Source organism: Pseudomonas sp. C32, from assembly GCF_030417915.1.
Lineage (GTDB): Bacteria > Pseudomonadota > Gammaproteobacteria > Pseudomonadales > Pseudomonadaceae > Aquipseudomonas.
The window spans coordinates 26,311-42,985 of sequence record NZ_JAUHUK010000024.1 but is presented as its reverse complement, the minus strand read 5'-3'; the positions used below and the strand labels follow the sequence as shown (position 1 = coordinate 42,985).

The window sequence follows — 16,675 nt, the reverse complement described above, 5'->3', positions numbered from 1 at the left end:
TCAGTCCGCGCGTGGCGGGCTGTTCTTCTCGCCTAGAGTCTTGTCATCGCTGATGGCAATGTGCGCACCGTTGTCCAGTTTGATCTGGCCGGCCGTCACCACTTTTTCGCCGTTCTGCACGCCTTTGGTGATCATCACCTGGCCATCACGGCGCTCGCCGGTTTCGACAAATCGCCGTTCGGCGATCAGTACCGGCTGGCCTTTGTCGTCTTTTTCAAGGCTGCCGTCTTCGGCCTTCTTCTGGGTGACGACATACACCGAGTTGCCATAGAGCGTGTAGGTGATGGCGCTTTCCGGGACAACGATGCGAAGCTGCGGGGCGGGCAGCAACACCTGGAGGCTGGCGAACATCCCCGGCAACAACTTGCCATCAGGGTTGGCCAGTTTCGCGCGCACTTGCACGTTACGGGTGCTGTTCTCGACTTTCGGGTTGATTGCGCTGATGGTGCCGGGGAACACCTGCGTCGGATAGGACGCGACAATGATCTGCACCGCTTGCCCCACGGCAATCCTCGGCACTGACTGCTCGGGAATGAAAAAGTCGACATACAGGCTGCTGAGATCTTGCAGCGTGGCAATCATGGTGCCACTGGCCACGTAGTCGCCGACGTCCACCTGACGGATGCCGATGGTGCCGCTGAAGGGCGCGAGGATGCTCTTTTTGCCCAGTGCGGCCTTGAGTTGATTGACCGAAGCCTTGCTCTTTTTATAGACCGCGGAGAGCCGGTCGAACTCGCCCTTGGAAATGGCCTCGCTGCCCACCAGTTGACTGCCGCGATTGTAATCCACCTGGGCCAGTCCAAGATCGGCCAGGGCGGTTTCCAGCAGGGCGCTTTCCACGGCGCTGTCGAGCCGGATGATGGGTTGACCGGCCTTTACTTTCTGTCCTGACTCGAATTGCACATCAATGACGGTGCCATCGGTTTCCAGACTCAGGTCAACACCTTGCAGCGCCTTCAGGGTACCAACCGTGGGCAGCCGGGCTTGCCACGGACGTTCGATAGCCGTGGCCACGGCGACACTGATAGGCGGTTTCGGTGCGGAGAAGCCCTGGATCATCGTGTAGATCGAGAAGGCTTTGTAAGCGGCCAGCACCAGCACAATCAGCAGAACAACACCCAACATGATCAGCATGCGGCGACGCAGCATATTTCCAGTTCCTTGGAGAAAATCAGGTGAGACAGTGGGGCACATTACCGCGACTGGGAGGGGGAATCCAATCGATGTTTTTCCGGTTTTCCTCGATCTGTAGGAGCCGGCTTGCTGGCGAAGAAGCCCTTGAGCGCGGTGCAGTTCTCAAGATAGCCATCGCTGGCAAGCCAGCTCCTACTGAGCGTATTTAGGTAAGGCGTTGCAGCAGGTTCAGGTCATCAGGTGAAGATGGTTGTCCCAGAGCCCTGCCGGCAGTTCCAGGGGTTTGGCGACGAGGTTTTCCTGACGGCAATCGTAGTAGCGGCAACGTCCCTGACCCGAGGTCACGACAAAGCCATCGGCCACTGCGCCGACCCCGGCGCAATCGGGAAGCGGCGCATCCAGGCGCACTTCGCCGCTGTCCAGGTCCCAGATAAAAAAGCGATTGCCCCGTGGCGCGGTCAACGCCACCAGGCGCAAGTCACTGTGCACCGCGACGCTGGCGGTGTAATGCCCCATGGCCTGCAACTGGTGCTCAGGCACCGGGAACGCCACGAACGGCTGGCCGGGGCGCTTGATCGCCAGCAGCTCCGACGATTCGTGGGCCGCGCCCATGAATTGCTGCCCGGCGACGATGGTGCCGTCACTGGCAATCCCCAGGTGACGCACGCTGTTCATCTGCTGGGCGAGGGTTTCCTTGCTCAGCAGGGTGCCGTCGCGTTGCATCAGGACCAGGCTCGGTTCCATGGCGTTGAGATTCATCTCGACCCGGCTTTCGGCCTCGGTACGAATCCCGCCGTTGGCCACCACCAGGGTTTCGCCGTCGGGCATCCACGACACCTGATGCGGGCCGATGCCATGGGTAGAAATCTCGCCGCTGTGCACCAGCCGTTCGCCTTCGAATTTGTACACCCCGAGCAGACCGCGACCCGGATCGGTGGTGTCGTTTTCGGTGGCGTACAGCCAGTCGCCGCTCTGGTGAATCACCGCGTGACCGTAGAAGTGCCGGTTCGGTTGCGACGTTACGGTTTGCAGCAGCGCACCGTCGCGCAGGTCGACCAGGTAGCTCTCGGTGCCAGGGCGACGGGCGACAAACAGCGCAATCGGCAGCGTCGGGTGGTTGATGATGTCGTGGCAACGCTGGCCGACCCGGGTGGCAAACACCTGGGTGCCGTCCAGCCGATAACCCACGGCGTAATGCTTGCCGTCGGTATCGTCCCGCGCTGAAAGCAGCAGCGGGCTTTGGTCCTTTTGCCGGAACAGCTTCCAGCCGCCCAGCGTCATCGCACCCAGCAGCAAACTACCTAATGTCAGAGCCTGGCGTCGCAGCATGGCAGTCGCCCTCATCAGTCACCGTCGTTGGCGTTGAAGCCCAGTTGGATGCCCAGCGCCTTGGCCAGTTCGCCTTCGTGCAGACGATGGACAACGTTGAGGCTGTCGTAGAGCTCGTTGAGCTGCTGGCGACCGGCCTCGTCATTGAGCAAGTCGGTCAGCGAGCGCTTGTTGCTGGCGAACAGTTTCAGTGCGGCGGCGTAGGCAGCGTCGATTTTGTCGGCCAATGGCTTCTGCTCGCTCGGCAACAGACCACGCAGGCCTTTGTTGTCCACACCTTCCCAGACGGTTTTGGCGGCCGCAAGGCTGGCTTCGAGGCCCGCGAGGGACGATTGACTGCGCCAGGCATCGGCCTGGAACGGCTGCGGGACGCCCTTGGTCTGACGACCCATTGGGGTGCCGAGCTTTTTCTTCAGGGTGTCGAGGGCGGTCACTTGTACGCGCAGCAGATCAGCGATGGCTTCGTGGGAGTCGGCGTAGCGCTGGTTCGGGAACTTGCTCATCTGCGCGAGCATGCCGTCGGTGTTGTTCCAGCCTTTCAGGATTTCTTCAGCCAATTGCTTTTGACGTTCGCCAATCGCGATCAGCAGCGGGCAGTATTTGGCTTTCTGCTCAGCGTTGGCCACATCAGGCTTGCTGTCGAACAGGATGTATTCGTAGGCCGACAGACCCTGCACCACGACACTGGATTTGGCCAGTGCAGCCGCATCGATCTGCGGTTGCGCGGTGACCAGTTGTTCGACCTGACGGCCGACGAGGTTTTTCTTGTCCGGCCAGAACTGTACTTGCCATGCACGGTTGCCTTCAGCCAGTGGCCCGATCAACAGCGGTTGCAATTCGGCCCAGGCCTTTTGTGCGTGCAGGAAGTCGGCGCGGGCGGTGTCCAGGGTTTCCTTGCCTTCGCAATAGGCGAGGGCGCTGACGGCCAGTTGGCGGTCGGCTTCAACCCAGCGGGTGTAGGTCGGCAGGATCACCGATTTGGCGATGGCTGCCGACGTGACCGCTTGCGGGTCCTGGGGCGAACAGGCGCCCAGCGCAAGGGCGGCAAGGCTGGTGAATAGCAGTTTGGGACGGAACATGTCGGGCTCCCGCTGAAGGAATGCGTGTTAAAGGGAATTCAAAAACGCCAGCAACGCAGCGCGCTGCTCGGCATTGAAAGACAAAACCTGTTGCTGCGCCGCTGCCGCCTCACCGCCATGCCAGAGCACGGCCTCGAGCAGATTACGGGCGCGGCCGTCGTGCAGGAACTGCGTGTGACCGCTGACCGCCTGAGTCAGGCCAATGCCCCACAACGGCGGGGTGCGCCAGTCGCGGCCACTGGCCTGGAATTCGGTACGGTTGTCGGCCAGGCCGTCGCCCATGTCATGCAGCAGCAGATCGCTGTACGGACGAATCACTTGATTGGCCAGTTCAGGTTCGGCAGCGTTGGTTGCGGTGGTGTATTTCGGTGTGTGGCAGGACTGGCAACCGGCCTGATAGAACAGGCTCTTGCCGGCCAACACTTGCGGTGCACTGACATCACGGCGGGCGGGTACGGCGAGGTTACGGCTGTAGAACAGCACCAGGCGCAGGATGTTGTCACTGACTTCCGGCTCGCCATCCGGGCCGTTGCCATTGGGTGCCTGTTTGCAGGCGATTTGCGTGTCGGTGCAGTCATCAACGGGTTTCAGGCTGGTCGTGAGGCCCATATCACCCGAAAACGCGTGAACATTTTGTTGATTGAGATTGGGTTGCCCGGCTTTCCAGCCGAATCGTCCGAGAACGGTTTTTTGCTGTGCATCGTCCCAGACCCGGTTCGGGCGCCCGGCGATGCCGTTGTTCGCCTTGGCCTGAGCCTGCGCGTTGGCCAGGATCGCCTCGTCGGGGATTGCTTCAAGGAGGCCGAGGCCAATCATCGGTGGGGCTACGCGGGCGGAGAATCGGGTGTCCGGGTGCATCGGTCCGTAGTTTAACCGGGTGATGTTCAGGCTCGGTTTGCGCAATTCGACCTCGGTGCCGTCCTTGAAGCGAATCGGTACGGGCGTGTAGTCAACCCGCACTTTGCCTTCCGGTTCCACGCCGGGTACGGCCATGTCCTGGAACTGACCGCCGTAGACGGGCTCGGGCACGACGCCGATTTGTTCGATGACCTTGGCGTAGGCCGGTGCATCGGGGATCGACAGGCGCACCAGCATCGATACCGCGTTCTGTGCGCCGGGCTCGGGTGGATGACCCCGGCCATCCTTGATGTGGCAACCCTGGCAGGCGTTGGTGTTGAACAGCGGGCCGAGGCCATCGCGTGCAGTGGTGGTCGACGGAGCGATCACCCACGGGTTACGGAAAAAGCTGTTGCCGACGCTGAAATCCACGCGCCGTGACGGCGGGAGGTTGGCGGAGGGCAGGGAAAACGAATTTTGATCGGTCTTGCGCACGGTCGCGCTGCCACCGGAGCGGGCTTCGCCGGGTTCGGCCTGGGTGAATTTCGGGGCGTCATCGCAGGCACTCAGGCCCAAGGCCAGAAACAGTGCGGACAAGCGAAGCAGCAGCGAGGGCATCAGACATCCTGCAGACGAGCAAAACAAGGGCGCAAAGTCTAACAGGGCAGGGGAATTTGAATAAGAGGAATTATCGTTTGCTTGGATTTGTAGGCGGTGGCGCAGGTTGAGATCTGTTGGTCTTGCCGTTGAGAAGATCGCAGCCTCGTTTCACTCGACAGCTCCTACAGGATTAGTGGTGTTCCGGCGAACAAAAAAGGCGACCCGAAGGTCGCCTTTTTATTCAGTCAGCGTTGATCAGAATTCGTGATCAGCGTTGTCCGGGTTCAGGTCGCTGATGCCCAGTTTGCCTGCGGCAGCTTCGATCGAGCCGGTCTGCTTGACCAGGGAAGCGATGGCGTCGCGAACGATCTGGTTGCCGGCGGTGTTACCGGCGGCGATCAGTTGGTCGTAGTGCTCACCCTTGTTGGCGTGGTCGACGATCACTTGCATCTTCGCTTCGGTCGCTGCGAGGTCGGCTTTCAGCGCCGTGTCGGCAGCCGGGTCGGCTTTGGCCACCAGGGACGACAGGCTGGCGCCGGTCATTTTGGTGCCATCGACGCGAGTGTATTCACCCAGGTAGACGTTCCGGATGCCTTTGGCATCGTAGAACTGCGAGTTGTGGGTGTTGTCGCTGAAGCAATCGTGTTCGTCTTCAGGGGAGTTGGCTTCCAGGGAAACCTTCATGCGCTCGCCTGCCAGTTCGCCCAGGGACAGGCTGCCCATGCCGAACAGCATTTTGCGCAGACCGGTTTCCACCGGTTCGGCTTGCAGAGTGGCGCGGTAGTTGTCAGCCACGTTTGGCTTCCAGTTACCGACCATTTCTTCCAGGTCGCTGACCAGCAGCTGAGTGACAGACTTCAGGTAAGCGCGACGACGATCGTTGTGACCACCGGTGGCGCCTTTGCCTTCCAGGTAGTCGGAAGCTGGACGGTTGCCGGCGCCTGGGCCGGTACCGTTCAGGTCCTGGCCCCAGAGCAGGAATTCAATGGCGTGGTAGCCGGTGGCAACGTTGGCCTCGGAACCACCCAGCTCGTTCAGGCTGGCGAGTTTTTCCGGGGTGATGTCTTTTACGTCAACCTTGTCTTCGCCGACCTGGATTTGCGTGTTGGCGATGATGTTGGCGGTAGCGCCAGGGTTGCCCAGCGCGTGTTCATAGGACTTGTCGACGTAGTCGATCAGGCCTTCGTCCAATGGCCAGGCGTTCAGCTGACCTTCCCAGTCGTCGATGATGGTGTTGCCGAAGCGGAACACTTCACTCTGCAGGTACGGAACGCGTGCTGCGATCCAGGCAGCCTTGGCGGCTTTCAGCGTGTCGGCGTTCGGCTTGGCGAGGAATGCGTCGACGGCTGTTTGCAGGGTCTTCGCAGTGGATTCGGCATCGCTGTAAACGGCGAAGACGATGTCGGCGTAATGGGCGACAACGGCTTTGCCGGCGGCTTCGTCGACTTTGCCGGCAGCGGCAGGTGCAGCGGCTGGAGCAGCAGCAGTGCTGGCAGCTGGTGCAGGAGCGGCAGCTTTGTCTTTGCCTTCACCGCAACCGGCGAGGGAAATAGCGATGGCCAACAGACTGGCGGTAGCCAGAGGCATACGAATCATGGCGAACATCCTGCTTCGATAAGGGGTGGTATGGCGCTGTCTAAGCGCAAAACTGCGACATAATGCAAATCTTTCGCATTATGTGTAAAGGGTTGCAGGTGGAAATATTTCTTATTCATGGGGCTGCAAGCTCACTCTGTAGGAGCGAGCTTGCTCGCGATGAACGTGGGGACAGCGCGTTTTTTCAGGCTAAACGCATCATCATTCACGACCATCGCGAGCAAGCTCGCTCCTACAGGGGGTTACAAGATAGCGGCGTTGGTGCGCTGGGCCTGCTTCAAGTAAGCGCTCAGTTCCCTTGATGGCAGGGGCTTGCTGTAAAAGTAACCCTGACCTTCATGGCAACCTTCCGAGATGATGTAGGCCTCTTGCTCAGCGGTTTCCACGCCTTCGGCAATCACCTGCATGCCCAGGCTCTTGCCCAACTGGATGATGGCCCGAACGATGGTTGCATCGTCGTCGTCATCGAGCAGATCCTGAACGAAGCCCTTGTCGATCTTGATCTTGTCCAGCGGCAGGCTTTTCAGATAGCTCAAGGACGAGTAGCCCGTACCGAAGTCGTCGATGGCAATCAGCGCGCCGGAGCGACGCAGGCTGAGCAAATGCTGGGCTGCGGTGCTGATGTCTTCCATCAGGCCGGTTTCGGTGACTTCGAGCTCGAGGCTGCGTGGCGGCAGGCGGTACATCTGCATCAGGTTGTTGACCACCCGTGGCAGCTCGGCGTGGTGCAACTGTACGGTAGACAAATTGACCGCCATGCGCAGGTCGCTGAAGCCCAGGTCGTGCCACTCGCGCAATTGCTTGCAGGCCTGATCCAGCACCCATTCCCCAATGGCAATGATGGTGCCGTTCTGTTCGGCCAGCGGGATGAATTGGTCGGGTGGCACCAGCCCGTGGTCGGGGTGCTGCCAGCGAATCAACGCTTCGACACCGACCACCCGGTGATCGCGATAACTGATTTGTGGTTGATAGACGAGGTAGAACTGGTTGCGGGTCAGCGCATCACGCAGGTCTTTTTCCAGTTCGCGGCGTCGCCGCATTTCGGTGTCGACGCTGGCGATATAGAACTGATAACGGTTGCGCGAGCGGGTCTTGGCCAGGGTCATGGTCTGCTCGGCTTTCTGCAACAGCTTCTCGGTGCTGTCGCCGTCCTCCGGGAACAGGGTGATGCCGATGGTGGCGCGCAGGCGGATCTCCTGATGATCGAGGGCAAACGCCGCTTCCAGGTCATCGAGAATGCTTTGCGCCAGTTCGGCAGCCTCGTAGGGCTGCTCGATATCGGCCTGCACCAGGGCGAACTGGTCGCCACCGAGGCGGGCGAGGGCGCCTAGACGCCCGCTATGACCACGCAGCCGATCGGCCAGGGCCAGCAGCAACTGGTCACCGGTCTGGTAGCTGAATTGTTCGTTGATGCCTTTGAAGTCATCGAGCCCGACACACAACACAGCGACCCGCCGTTGCAGTTTGCCAGCGTCAATGAGGATCCTGTCCAGTTGCGTTTGCAATTGCTGACGGTTCGGCAGGCCGGTGAGGAAGTCATACTGGGCCATGCGCAACAGGCTGTTTTCTGCTTCATGGCGCAGGTGGGTGTTGCGCTCGATGGATTCGAGCAACTGGTTGGCGGTGTTGATCCAGATCCCCAGTTCGTTTTTCTCATGTCCCTTGAGTTGCGGGATTTTGTGTTCGCTGGGGCGGTCCGGGTTGATTTCCGTCAGGTGCTCGATGATCCGCGACAGTGGTTTGGTCAGCAGCCAGTGGTAGACCAGATACAGCACTAACCCCATCGCCAGGGCGCGCAATACGCCGGAAATGAAGATGATCACCGAGCTGACAATGAACCCCTGGCCATAGGTGGCGGTATCGAGGGTAATGCTCAGGTCACCGTAGTACTCGCTGTACGGACCGCGTCCTACCAGTTGGGTGGTGAACGTGCGCTCCTTGCCCAGGATCAGGTCGGTCAGCCAACGAGTATTGGACTGCTGCAACTCGCGGGACTTTTGCGCGAGCATGGCTTCATTGGGATGGCCGATGGAGGCCTGGCGCACGGCATCGTCCTGAAACAGACCTTCGATAACCTGCATGCCCATTTCCCTGTCCAGGCTGTAAACGGCCTGGGTCGAGGGATCGCGAAACATGTCGAGGATGCGGTCGGCGTCGCCGGCGACGGCCTGGCGTGTGTTATAGGCATCGAAAACAATCTGCGCGCAGCTCAAGACCACGCCGACGATCAATGCCGACAGGAGCACGACCCGGAGCAACTTCACCGACAAGCTGTTCTTGAGTTCCAGCTTCAAAGGGTTATTCCTTGTTCCGTGCGGGTAGCATCAAGTTGCCATGAGTATTGGCAATCCCGTGATGCCAGTCAAAGGGACAATCATCCATGGGAAATTTTGCCTGCAGCTTGGCCGATATGCAGCATCTGAAACCATTAGCCTATCGCACTGTGTCGGTTGTCGAGTCCTTCAACTTGAGGGGGAGGTGCAGATATTTTCCATGTGTTTGATGTTAGCCCCCTGTGGCGTGGGGGCAAGGGCGATAACGCCTGTTTCAATGTCGGAAAATGTCCGTGGTATCAGGCGAAAAAAAACCCGGCATGAAAGCCGGGTTTTTTGACTGGCGTCGAGCTTAAGCGGTGAAGGTTTTGCCTTCGAACTGCTCAGCCACGAACTTCCAGTTGACCAGGTTCCAGAACGCCTCGACATACTTCGGACGAACGTTGCGGTAGTCGATGTAGTAAGCGTGTTCCCAGACGTCGCAGGTCAGCAGCGGGGTGTCGCCGTTGGTCAGCGGGTTGCCGGCGCCGATGGTGCTGGCCAGGGCCAGGGAACCGTCAGCCTTTTTCACCAGCCAGCCCCAGCCGGAACCGAAGGTGCCGATGGAGGTTTTGCTGAACTCTTCCTTGAACTTGTCGAACGAACCGAAAGCCGCGTTGATGGCTTCAGCCAGCGCGCCGGTTGGTTGACCGCCAGCGTTTGGCGCCAGGCAGTTCCAGTAGAAAGTGTGGTTCCAGACCTGAGCGGCGTTGTTGAAGATGCCACCCGAGGAAGTCTTGACGATTTCTTCCAGGGTCTTGCCTTCGAACTCGGTGCCTGGCACCAGGTTGTTCAGGTTCACGACGTAGGTGTTGTGGTGCTTGTCGTGGTGAAATTCCAGAGTTTCCTTGGAAATGTGCGGCTGCAGAGCATCGTGTGCGTAAGGCAGTGGCGGCAATTCGAAAGCCATGGTGAATCTCCTAATCAGGTCAGGTGCGGTGAGCGCAAGGCCGATCACGGGCGGCCAGACAAGCGCCGGGGAGTTTGTACTCTTTGCGGCGCAGGTGTCGGATCATAGCACCGGGGTTGCGGCATAACCACGCAACAACTGTGTGGAATAGAGGTTCCAGAGCCTTTTGGAATAACTTATCCGGCGCTGATCAGCTGGAACGCTACCGCGAACATCATCACCGCGACCAACAGGTCGAGAATTCGCCAGGTGCTCGGGCGGGCGAGCCAAGGGGCCAGCCATGCCGCGCCGAGTGCCAGGGTGAAAAACCACAGCAGCGATGCACTGGCGGCGCCCACCACGTAGGCACCGGGTTCTGTTTGCTGGGCACCGAGGGAGCCGATCAGCAGAACGGTGTCCAGATAGACATGTGGATTGAGCAACGTCACCGCCAGGGCGCTGAGCATGACGGCGCGCAATGAACGCACGGTCTGATTTTCACCCTGTTGCAGGCTCTGACTGGAAAAGGCCCGACGCAGCGCCTGGCTGCCGTACCAGATCAGGAATGCCGCACCGCCCCAGCGGGCAATCGCCAGCAACGTCGGATTCTGCGCCAGCACCGTCGCCAGCCCGAACACGCCGGCGGCCACGAGCAGGGCGTCACAGGCTACGCACAGTGCTGCGACCGGCAGGTGATGCTCACGCCGCAAACTTTGCGCCAGCACAAACGCATTTTGGGTCCCGATCGCCATGATCAGGCCGAAGGCCACCAACAGGCCGTTCACATAACTTTGCCACATTGCGTTTTACTCCCCGTTGGCCGCCAGGTCCCGCAGCACTTGCACGGCGCGCTCGGCGTCGGCCTGGCCGACAAACAAATGGTCGTGGAAGTAGCCGGCAATCACGTTGCAGCTGATACCGGCCTTGCCCAATGCCGTGGCGAACGCGGCAGTCAGTCCAACGGCTTCGAGGGCCGAGTGCACGTTGAGGGTGATCCAGGCCGCGATGTAGTCGAAGCTGAATCCGGCCTTTTCGGCGTGGGAGCGTTCCAGAATGACGGTCATGCCTTCCTGTTCGCGAAAACTGCCGATGATGTCCAGACCCGCAGGCAATGTCCCGTCACGCAGGGTGCAGAACACATACTCGCCGGCGTTGAGTTGCGGGCTCATGCTGCGCAGCAGCGTTGCCAATGAAGTTTCGCCAGCCATGGGGGGATCCTTGTTCAAGAGTTCTTGTCGGGCATTCTCCGTGCGAAAGCTGTATAAGAAAAACCAATCATGCTGATCGCTCATTAGGAAAACTGATGTTCGACTATAAATTGCTTTCCGCGCTGGCAGCGGTGGTAGAACAGGCCGGTTTTGAACGGGCAGCCCAAGTGCTGGGGTTGTCGCAGTCGGCGATTTCCCAGCGCATCAAATTGCTGGAGGCACGGGTCGGCCAGCCGGTGCTGATACGCGCCACGCCGCCCACCCCGACTGAAATCGGGCGCCGACTGCTCAATCATGTGCAGCAGGTGCGGTTGCTTGAACGGGATTTGCAAAGCTTGGTGCCGGCGCTCGATGAAGAGGGCTTGCCGGAACGCCTGCGGATCGCCTTGAACGCCGACAGCCTGGCGACTTGGTGGGCGCAGGCCGTGGGGGATTTCTGCGCGCAGGAGAAGGTATTGATGGATCTGGTGGTCGAGGACCAGACCGTCGGCCTCAAGCGCATGCGTGCCGGTGAAGTGGCAGCCTGCCTTTGTGCCAGTGAACGCCCGGTTGCCGGGGCGCGCAGCGTGCTGTTGGGGGCCATGCGCTATCGCGCATTGGCCAGTCCGGCGTTCATTGCCCGGCACTTTCCTGACGGCGTACGCGCCGATCAGTTGGCCCGAACCCCGGCGCTGGTGTTTGGCCCGGACGATTTCCTGCAGCATCGATATCTCGCTTCGCTTGGCGTCGATGGCGGCTTCGAACACCACTTGTGCCCGTCGTCTGAAGGATTCATTCGCCTGACTGAAGCCGGGCTCGGCTGGGGACTGGTTCCGGAATTACAGGTGCGCGAACAACTGGAACGCGGTGTTTTGCTGGAGCTTTTGCCAGATAAGCCGATCGATGTGCCGCTGTACTGGCATCATTGGCGCAACGGCGGTCAACTGCTGGGTTTACTCACGGATCAATTGGTGCGCGCGTCGAAGCAATGGCTGGTGCCGTTGGACTGACGGGCAGCGTCAAGACCTCACGCAATACGCAAAACGAAATATTCGGAGCACTACATGAAAATTCTGGTTACCGGCGCAAGCGGCTTCATCGGCGGGCGCTTTGCGCGTTTCGCCCTGGAGCAGGGCCTGGACGTGCGGGTCAACGGTCGCCGGGCCGAGAGTGTGGAGCATCTGGTGCGCCGCGGCGCCGAGTTCATCCCGGGTGACTTGAGCGACCCGGAACTGGCGCGCGAACTGTGTTCTGACGTCGAGGCCGTGGTGCACTGCGCTGGCGCCGTCGGTTTGTGGGGGCGTTATCAGGACTTTCATCAAGGTAACGTCCAGGTCACCGAAAACGTGGTCGAAGCGTGTCTGAAGCAGCGGGTTCGGCGGTTGGTGCACTTGTCGTCACCGTCGATCTACTTTGATGGCCGCGACCACGTGGGCCTGACCGAAGAACAGGTGCCCAAGCGCTTCAAACACCACTATGCCGCGACCAAGTATCTGGCTGAGCAAAAGGTCTTCGGTGCCCAGGAGTTCGGCCTCGAAACCCTGGCCTTGCGTCCGCGTTTCGTCACCGGCGCCGGCGATATGAGCATATTCCCGCGCCTGCTGAAGATGCAGCGCAAGGGCCGCCTGGCGATCATCGGCAACGGCCTGAACAAGGTCGATTTCACCAGCGTGCACAACCTAAACGAAGCGTTGCTCAGCAGTTTGCTGGCCACCGGCTCTGCCCTGGGCAAGGCCTACAACATCAGCAACGGCACGCCGATCCCCTTGTGGGACGTGGTCAACTACGTCATGCGCCAGATGGACGTCCCACAGGTCACGCGTCACCGTTCCTTCGGCCTGGCTTACTCGGTTGCCGCACTCAACGAGGGCGCGTGCAAGCTGTGGCCGGGGCGTCCCGAGCCGACGCTGTCGCGCTTGGGCATGCAGGTCATGAACAAAAACTTCACCCTGGACATCAGCCGCGCCCGGCATTATCTGGATTACGATCCGAAGGTCAGTCTGTGGACGGCATTGGATGAATTCTGCGGCTGGTGGAAGGCCCAGGACATTCGCTGACGAACAGCTGCCGGTCGCCTGTTGAACCGAGGATCGGGGTTCAGGGTCAATGGTTGCGGTCGTGAGGGTTATACTGCACGGCACAAAGCCATCATCTGTTTTACAAAGGTTGATTCAATGTCCATGCGTAACGATGCCAACGACGACTTCGACGACGTACCGAGCCTGCGTGCAGACGTCCTCGATGACGATGATTTTCCACCGACCACTCGCAAGGTCGTGCATTCGCGTACGGCGCCGGTGGTCAAGGTCAAGGCCGCGAGCACCGGGCCGCTGTGGGCATTGGTCGGCGCGTTGTTCTTTGCGTTCGCGGGCCTTGCCTGGTGGAGTTTTCAGCAGATTTCGCTGATGGAGCAGCAATTGGTGGCGACCCAGGAAAGCTTCGCGCGAATCAGTGAGGAAGCGGCGGGTCGTTTGCAGGACATTTCCGGCAAGGTGGTCGCCAGCCAGACAAACGTCACCACCGACAGCGAAGCCCTGAAGATGCAAATCAAGCAACTGGAAAGCAGGCTGCTGGAGCAGACCACGCAACAGCAGGGCGTTGCCGGCCAGGCATCGGACCTCGACAAGCGTCTGGCGCAGATGACGGCACAAACCGCCGAACTGGATAAGCGCCTGGCACAAATGGCAGCCCAGAACACCGAGCAACAGACTGCCAACACGCAATTGCAGGCGCAGGTCAAAGCACTCGGCAGTGAATTGACCACGCTGAAAAATGCTCCGGCGGATGCCGAAAAATTCGATGCGCAATTGAAAAGCCTGGGCGCCGATATCGTCGCACTGAAGAAACAAGGCAACCCAAGCGCCGCCATCGAGCGACTGGAGCAGGACATCCTGATACTCAAAAGCCAGCAGGACAATCGCCCGGCAGCGCCACAAGGCGGGTCCAGCACCGCCGAGTTCGATGCGTTCCGCGGCCAGGTCACCCGCAACATCAATACCCTTCAGGCGCAGATCCAGAACCTGCAACAGCAATTGCGCGCCCGGCAACAGTAATCGTCTGTTCAGTGAGTTTTTGTGCCGAGCGAGCTTGCTCCCTCGGCACAAAAACCATCCTCATGTTTCCTGAATATCCATACATCCCCCATTGCCGTCTACGCTCTTGAAACACCAACAGGAACGAGGGACACGCAATGGGGTTTCTGCAAAAGTTGACCTGGCTCTGCGGCATGCTTGTGCTGTGCCTGGGCCAGGCGCAGGCCGCCGGTACCGAGAAGGAAGACAGCAAGGCTGCCATCGCCTTGCTGGAAAAGGCCTTGGCGTACTATCACGAGAATGGCGACAAGGCCTTTGCGGCCTTCAGCCGTCAAGGCGAGTTCGTCGACAAGGACCGGTATGTCTTCGTGCTCGACACCAAGGGCGTCATGCTCGCCAGCGGCGGGCCGTCCGCCGCGTTGATTGGCCGGGATGTGTCGGAAACCCTTGGGCCGGATTTGCAGAAAACCTTCAAGGATGCCTTGAAAGTACCGGAGGGCAATGGCATTCAGCAGGCGGAGTATCGCTGGCAGAACTGGGGCGACGGCAAGGTCGAGCGCAAACACGTGTACTACCAGCGCGTCGGTCAACGGATTCTCGCGGTCGGTTACTACCTGCCACGGGCGTCAGCCGAGCAAGCCATGGCTTTGTTGAACAAAGCGGCAACCGATCTGGCCAAGGACGAAAAGGGCACGCTGACGGCGATCAATTCCCTCAAGGGCGGGTATTTGCAGGACGACCTCTATGTGTTTGTTGTCGACCTGGACACCCAGCGGTATGTGGCCCATGGCACCAACTTGCGGCTGATCAACACCGATTTCAACAAGGTTGAAGATCCGGAAGGCAAACCGGTCGGCGAGCCGATTCTGGCGCTGATGGCTAAACAGGATTACGGCGATTACGAGTACCGCTGGAAAAACCCGGTGACCGGCAAGGTCGAGAACAAGCATGCGTACCTGAAGAAGGTCGGGCACTTCCTGGTGGCGGTCGGGTATTACAGCCCTTGAATCGTGGTGCCTGTCAGACCGCCTTCGCTGGCAAGCCAGCTCCTACAGGGAATCAGGCGTCCCTCGCACTTCGTAGGAGCTGGCTTGCCAGCGAACGCCGCAACGCGGTCTGTCTAGCGCGCCTTGTCCTCGCGCCCACGTAACAACAGGTTCGGCATCGCAATTGCCGCCGCCAACCCCAACAGCGACACGACCGCGCTGACGATCAGCAAGTGCCGGAACGTCAGCAGCAGTTCCGCGCGCAGGGCGTCTTGCGCATCCCCCGGTGCAGCGTTCAAACCATCCAGCAACACATTCCCTGAATGCCCTTCGGCAATCAGTGTCGAGCCAGCGAGATGGGCGAAGCTCGAATCCTGCAACAACGCCAGCAACAGCGCCGACATCAACGCCACACCCACCGCGCCGCCCAGCGAACGGAACAGGTTGGTGGTGCTGGTGGCCACACCGATATCACGCTGTTCCACCGAATTCTGTGTGCCCACCAATGAAGTCGGGAACTGCATGCCCGAGGCAATCCCGCAGAGCAACATGAACAGGCTGCTCAGCACAAACGCCTGGGGCGGACTGAAAGCCATGCCCAGAATCGAGATCGGCATCAGCACAGCGCCGGTGAGGATCATGGGTTTGTAGCGCCCCGTCACAGACGTGCGGCGCCCGGCGAAATAGGCACCGATCGGCAAGCCCATGGCCAGCGGCAGCAAGTGCAGGGCTGCGCTGTCGGCACCGGCACCGGTCACGCTCTGAAAGCGCAACGGCATCAACACTATCAACGAAATCGCCTGGAAACTGGTGAAGAAAATCGTGCACCAGCACAGGATCGCATTGCGGTTGGCGAACAGATGCATGGGCAACAATGGCTCTCGCGTCCGACGTTCGTGGACCACGAACAGCCCCAGTACCAGCACTGCACTCGTCAGCAGCGCCAGCACTTCGGCGCTGCGCCACGAATGGCCCTGGCCGACTTGAGTGATGCCGAGTAGCAACGCGGTCAGGCCGATGATCATCAGCAGGGTGCCGAGGTAATCGATGATCGGTTTGCGTTGCGGGACCGGCAGGCCGACCAGTGTGCGACTGGCCACCCACCACGCGCCGAGGCCCAGCGGCAGGTTGATCAGGAACACCCAGCGCCACGACAGGTACTCGGTCATGTAGCCGCCGAGCACCGGGCCGGCCACACTCGCCACCGCATACATGCTACTGAAGTAGCCCTGATAGCGGCCACGTTCCCGGGGCGGCACGATGTCGCCGATGATTGCCTGACTCACGGAAATCATCCCGCCAGCGCCGATACCCTGAAGAATCCGCGCCAGCACCAATTGCTCCATGCTCTGGGCCATGCCGCAGAACACCGACGCCAGGGTGAACAGGCCCATGCCGAACAGCATCAACTTGCGCCGGCCGTACAGGTCACCCAATTTGCCGTAGATCGGCACGGCCACCGTCATCGCTACCATGTAGCCGGAAATCACCCAGGCCAACAGGCTGACGTCTTTGAATTGCGCAGAAATGGCCGGCATCGACACGGCGACGATGGTCTGGTCCAGGGCGCCCAGAAAGATCGCCAGCATCAGCGCGATCAGCACGCTGCGGATGGCCGGTTTGGGCGTTTCAGGCTGGTGGAGATTGGTCACGGGAAAACCTGCGGGCAGAGATTGACCCGCAAGCCGCAAGGC

General features: G+C 60.2%; 14 protein-coding genes. 4 read left to right on the top strand and 10 right to left on the bottom strand.

The genetic code is table 11. The features are described 5' to 3' along the window. From QYH43_RS23300 to QYH43_RS23260, 9 genes are all read right to left on the bottom strand, one after another. On the bottom strand, positions 1–1,149 hold the full coding sequence (locus QYH43_RS23300) for an efflux RND transporter periplasmic adaptor subunit (RefSeq protein ID WP_301158203.1): 1,149 nt from the start codon (positions 1,147–1,149) through the stop codon (positions 1–3). 213 nt (positions 1,150–1,362) lie between these two features. Next, complete coding sequence (locus tag QYH43_RS23295) at positions 1,363–2,463, bottom strand: DUF1513 domain-containing protein (RefSeq protein ID WP_095057073.1); 1,101 nt, start codon at positions 2,461–2,463, stop codon at positions 1,363–1,365. Between the two features lie 14 nt (positions 2,464–2,477). Then, positions 2,478–3,542, bottom strand: coding sequence for an imelysin family protein (locus tag QYH43_RS23290; RefSeq protein ID WP_095057074.1), 1,065 nt, complete (start codon positions 3,540–3,542; stop codon positions 2,478–2,480). A gap of 27 nt (positions 3,543–3,569) precedes the next feature. After that, positions 3,570–4,997: a di-heme oxidoredictase family protein gene (locus QYH43_RS23285; RefSeq protein ID WP_095057075.1), complete on the bottom strand. Its 1,428-nt coding sequence runs from the start codon at positions 4,995–4,997 to the stop codon at positions 3,570–3,572. Positions 4,998–5,234: 237 nt separating this feature from the next. Then, a complete protein-coding gene (locus QYH43_RS23280; protein WP_095057135.1) occupies positions 5,235–6,575 on the bottom strand; it encodes an imelysin family protein in 1,341 nt (446 codons plus the stop codon). Positions 6,576–6,817: 242 nt separating this feature from the next. Then, on the bottom strand, positions 6,818–8,869 hold the full coding sequence (locus QYH43_RS23275; RefSeq protein WP_095057076.1) for a bifunctional diguanylate cyclase/phosphodiesterase: 2,052 nt from the start codon (positions 8,867–8,869) through the stop codon (positions 6,818–6,820). Positions 8,870–9,200: 331 nt separating this feature from the next. Beyond that, positions 9,201–9,797, bottom strand: a complete 597-nt coding sequence (locus QYH43_RS23270; RefSeq protein ID WP_027619760.1) for a superoxide dismutase — start codon at positions 9,795–9,797, stop codon at positions 9,201–9,203. 176 nt (positions 9,798–9,973) lie between these two features. After that, positions 9,974–10,576, bottom strand: coding sequence for a LysE/ArgO family amino acid transporter (locus QYH43_RS23265; RefSeq protein WP_095057078.1), 603 nt, complete (start codon positions 10,574–10,576; stop codon positions 9,974–9,976). A gap of 6 nt (positions 10,577–10,582) precedes the next feature. Then, on the bottom strand, positions 10,583–10,984 hold the full coding sequence (locus QYH43_RS23260; protein ID WP_301158202.1) for an ACT domain-containing protein: 402 nt from the start codon (positions 10,982–10,984) through the stop codon (positions 10,583–10,585). Between the two features lie 95 nt (positions 10,985–11,079). On the opposite strand from QYH43_RS23260, the gene QYH43_RS23255 reads away from it, so the two are divergent. From QYH43_RS23255 to QYH43_RS23240, 4 genes are all read left to right on the top strand, one after another. Beyond that, positions 11,080–11,973, top strand: a complete 894-nt coding sequence (locus QYH43_RS23255; RefSeq protein ID WP_095057080.1) for a LysR family transcriptional regulator ArgP — start codon at positions 11,080–11,082, stop codon at positions 11,971–11,973. Between the two features lie 54 nt (positions 11,974–12,027). After that, a complete protein-coding gene (locus tag QYH43_RS23250; RefSeq protein ID WP_095057081.1) occupies positions 12,028–13,020 on the top strand; it encodes an NAD(P)-dependent oxidoreductase in 993 nt (330 codons plus the stop codon). Positions 13,021–13,137: 117 nt separating this feature from the next. After that, positions 13,138–14,016 carry an ATPase gene (locus tag QYH43_RS23245; RefSeq protein ID WP_301158201.1) on the top strand — a complete coding sequence of 293 codons (879 nt, stop codon included), beginning with the start codon at positions 13,138–13,140 and terminating at the stop codon, positions 14,014–14,016. A gap of 137 nt (positions 14,017–14,153) precedes the next feature. Beyond that, positions 14,154–15,002: a cache domain-containing protein gene (locus tag QYH43_RS23240; protein ID WP_095057083.1), complete on the top strand. Its 849-nt coding sequence runs from the start codon at positions 14,154–14,156 to the stop codon at positions 15,000–15,002. A gap of 113 nt (positions 15,003–15,115) precedes the next feature. Here the strand turns inward: QYH43_RS23240 and QYH43_RS23235 are convergent, their stop codons facing one another. After that, on the bottom strand, positions 15,116–16,633 hold the full coding sequence (locus tag QYH43_RS23235; protein ID WP_301158200.1) for an MDR family MFS transporter: 1,518 nt from the start codon (positions 16,631–16,633) through the stop codon (positions 15,116–15,118). Positions 16,634–16,675 lie beyond the last annotated feature (42 nt).

Excerpts from the sequence above, each read along its gene's own strand:
- QYH43_RS23300 (WP_301158203.1), bottom strand. The coding sequence starts at position 1,149 with ATGCTGCGTCGCCGCATGCTGATCATGTTGGGTGTTGTTCTGCTGATT.
- QYH43_RS23295 (WP_095057073.1), bottom strand. The coding sequence starts at position 2,463 with ATGCTGCGACGCCAGGCTCTGACATTAGGTAGTTTGCTGCTGGGTGCG.
- QYH43_RS23290 (WP_095057074.1), bottom strand. The coding sequence starts at position 3,542 with ATGTTCCGTCCCAAACTGCTATTCACCAGCCTTGCCGCCCTTGCGCTG.
- QYH43_RS23285 (WP_095057075.1), bottom strand. The coding sequence starts at position 4,997 with ATGCCCTCGCTGCTGCTTCGCTTGTCCGCACTGTTTCTGGCCTTGGGC.
- QYH43_RS23280 (WP_095057135.1), bottom strand. The coding sequence starts at position 6,575 with ATGATTCGTATGCCTCTGGCTACCGCCAGTCTGTTGGCCATCGCTATT.
- QYH43_RS23270 (WP_027619760.1), bottom strand. The coding sequence starts at position 9,797 with ATGGCTTTCGAATTGCCGCCACTGCCTTACGCACACGATGCTCTGCAG.
- QYH43_RS23265 (WP_095057078.1), bottom strand. The coding sequence starts at position 10,576 with ATGTGGCAAAGTTATGTGAACGGCCTGTTGGTGGCCTTCGGCCTGATC.
- QYH43_RS23260 (WP_301158202.1), bottom strand. The coding sequence starts at position 10,984 with ATGGCTGGCGAAACTTCATTGGCAACGCTGCTGCGCAGCATGAGCCCG.
- QYH43_RS23255 (WP_095057080.1), top strand. The coding sequence starts at position 11,080 with ATGTTCGACTATAAATTGCTTTCCGCGCTGGCAGCGGTGGTAGAACAG.
- QYH43_RS23250 (WP_095057081.1), top strand. The coding sequence starts at position 12,028 with ATGAAAATTCTGGTTACCGGCGCAAGCGGCTTCATCGGCGGGCGCTTT.
- QYH43_RS23245 (WP_301158201.1), top strand. The coding sequence starts at position 13,138 with ATGTCCATGCGTAACGATGCCAACGACGACTTCGACGACGTACCGAGC.
- QYH43_RS23240 (WP_095057083.1), top strand. The coding sequence starts at position 14,154 with ATGGGGTTTCTGCAAAAGTTGACCTGGCTCTGCGGCATGCTTGTGCTG.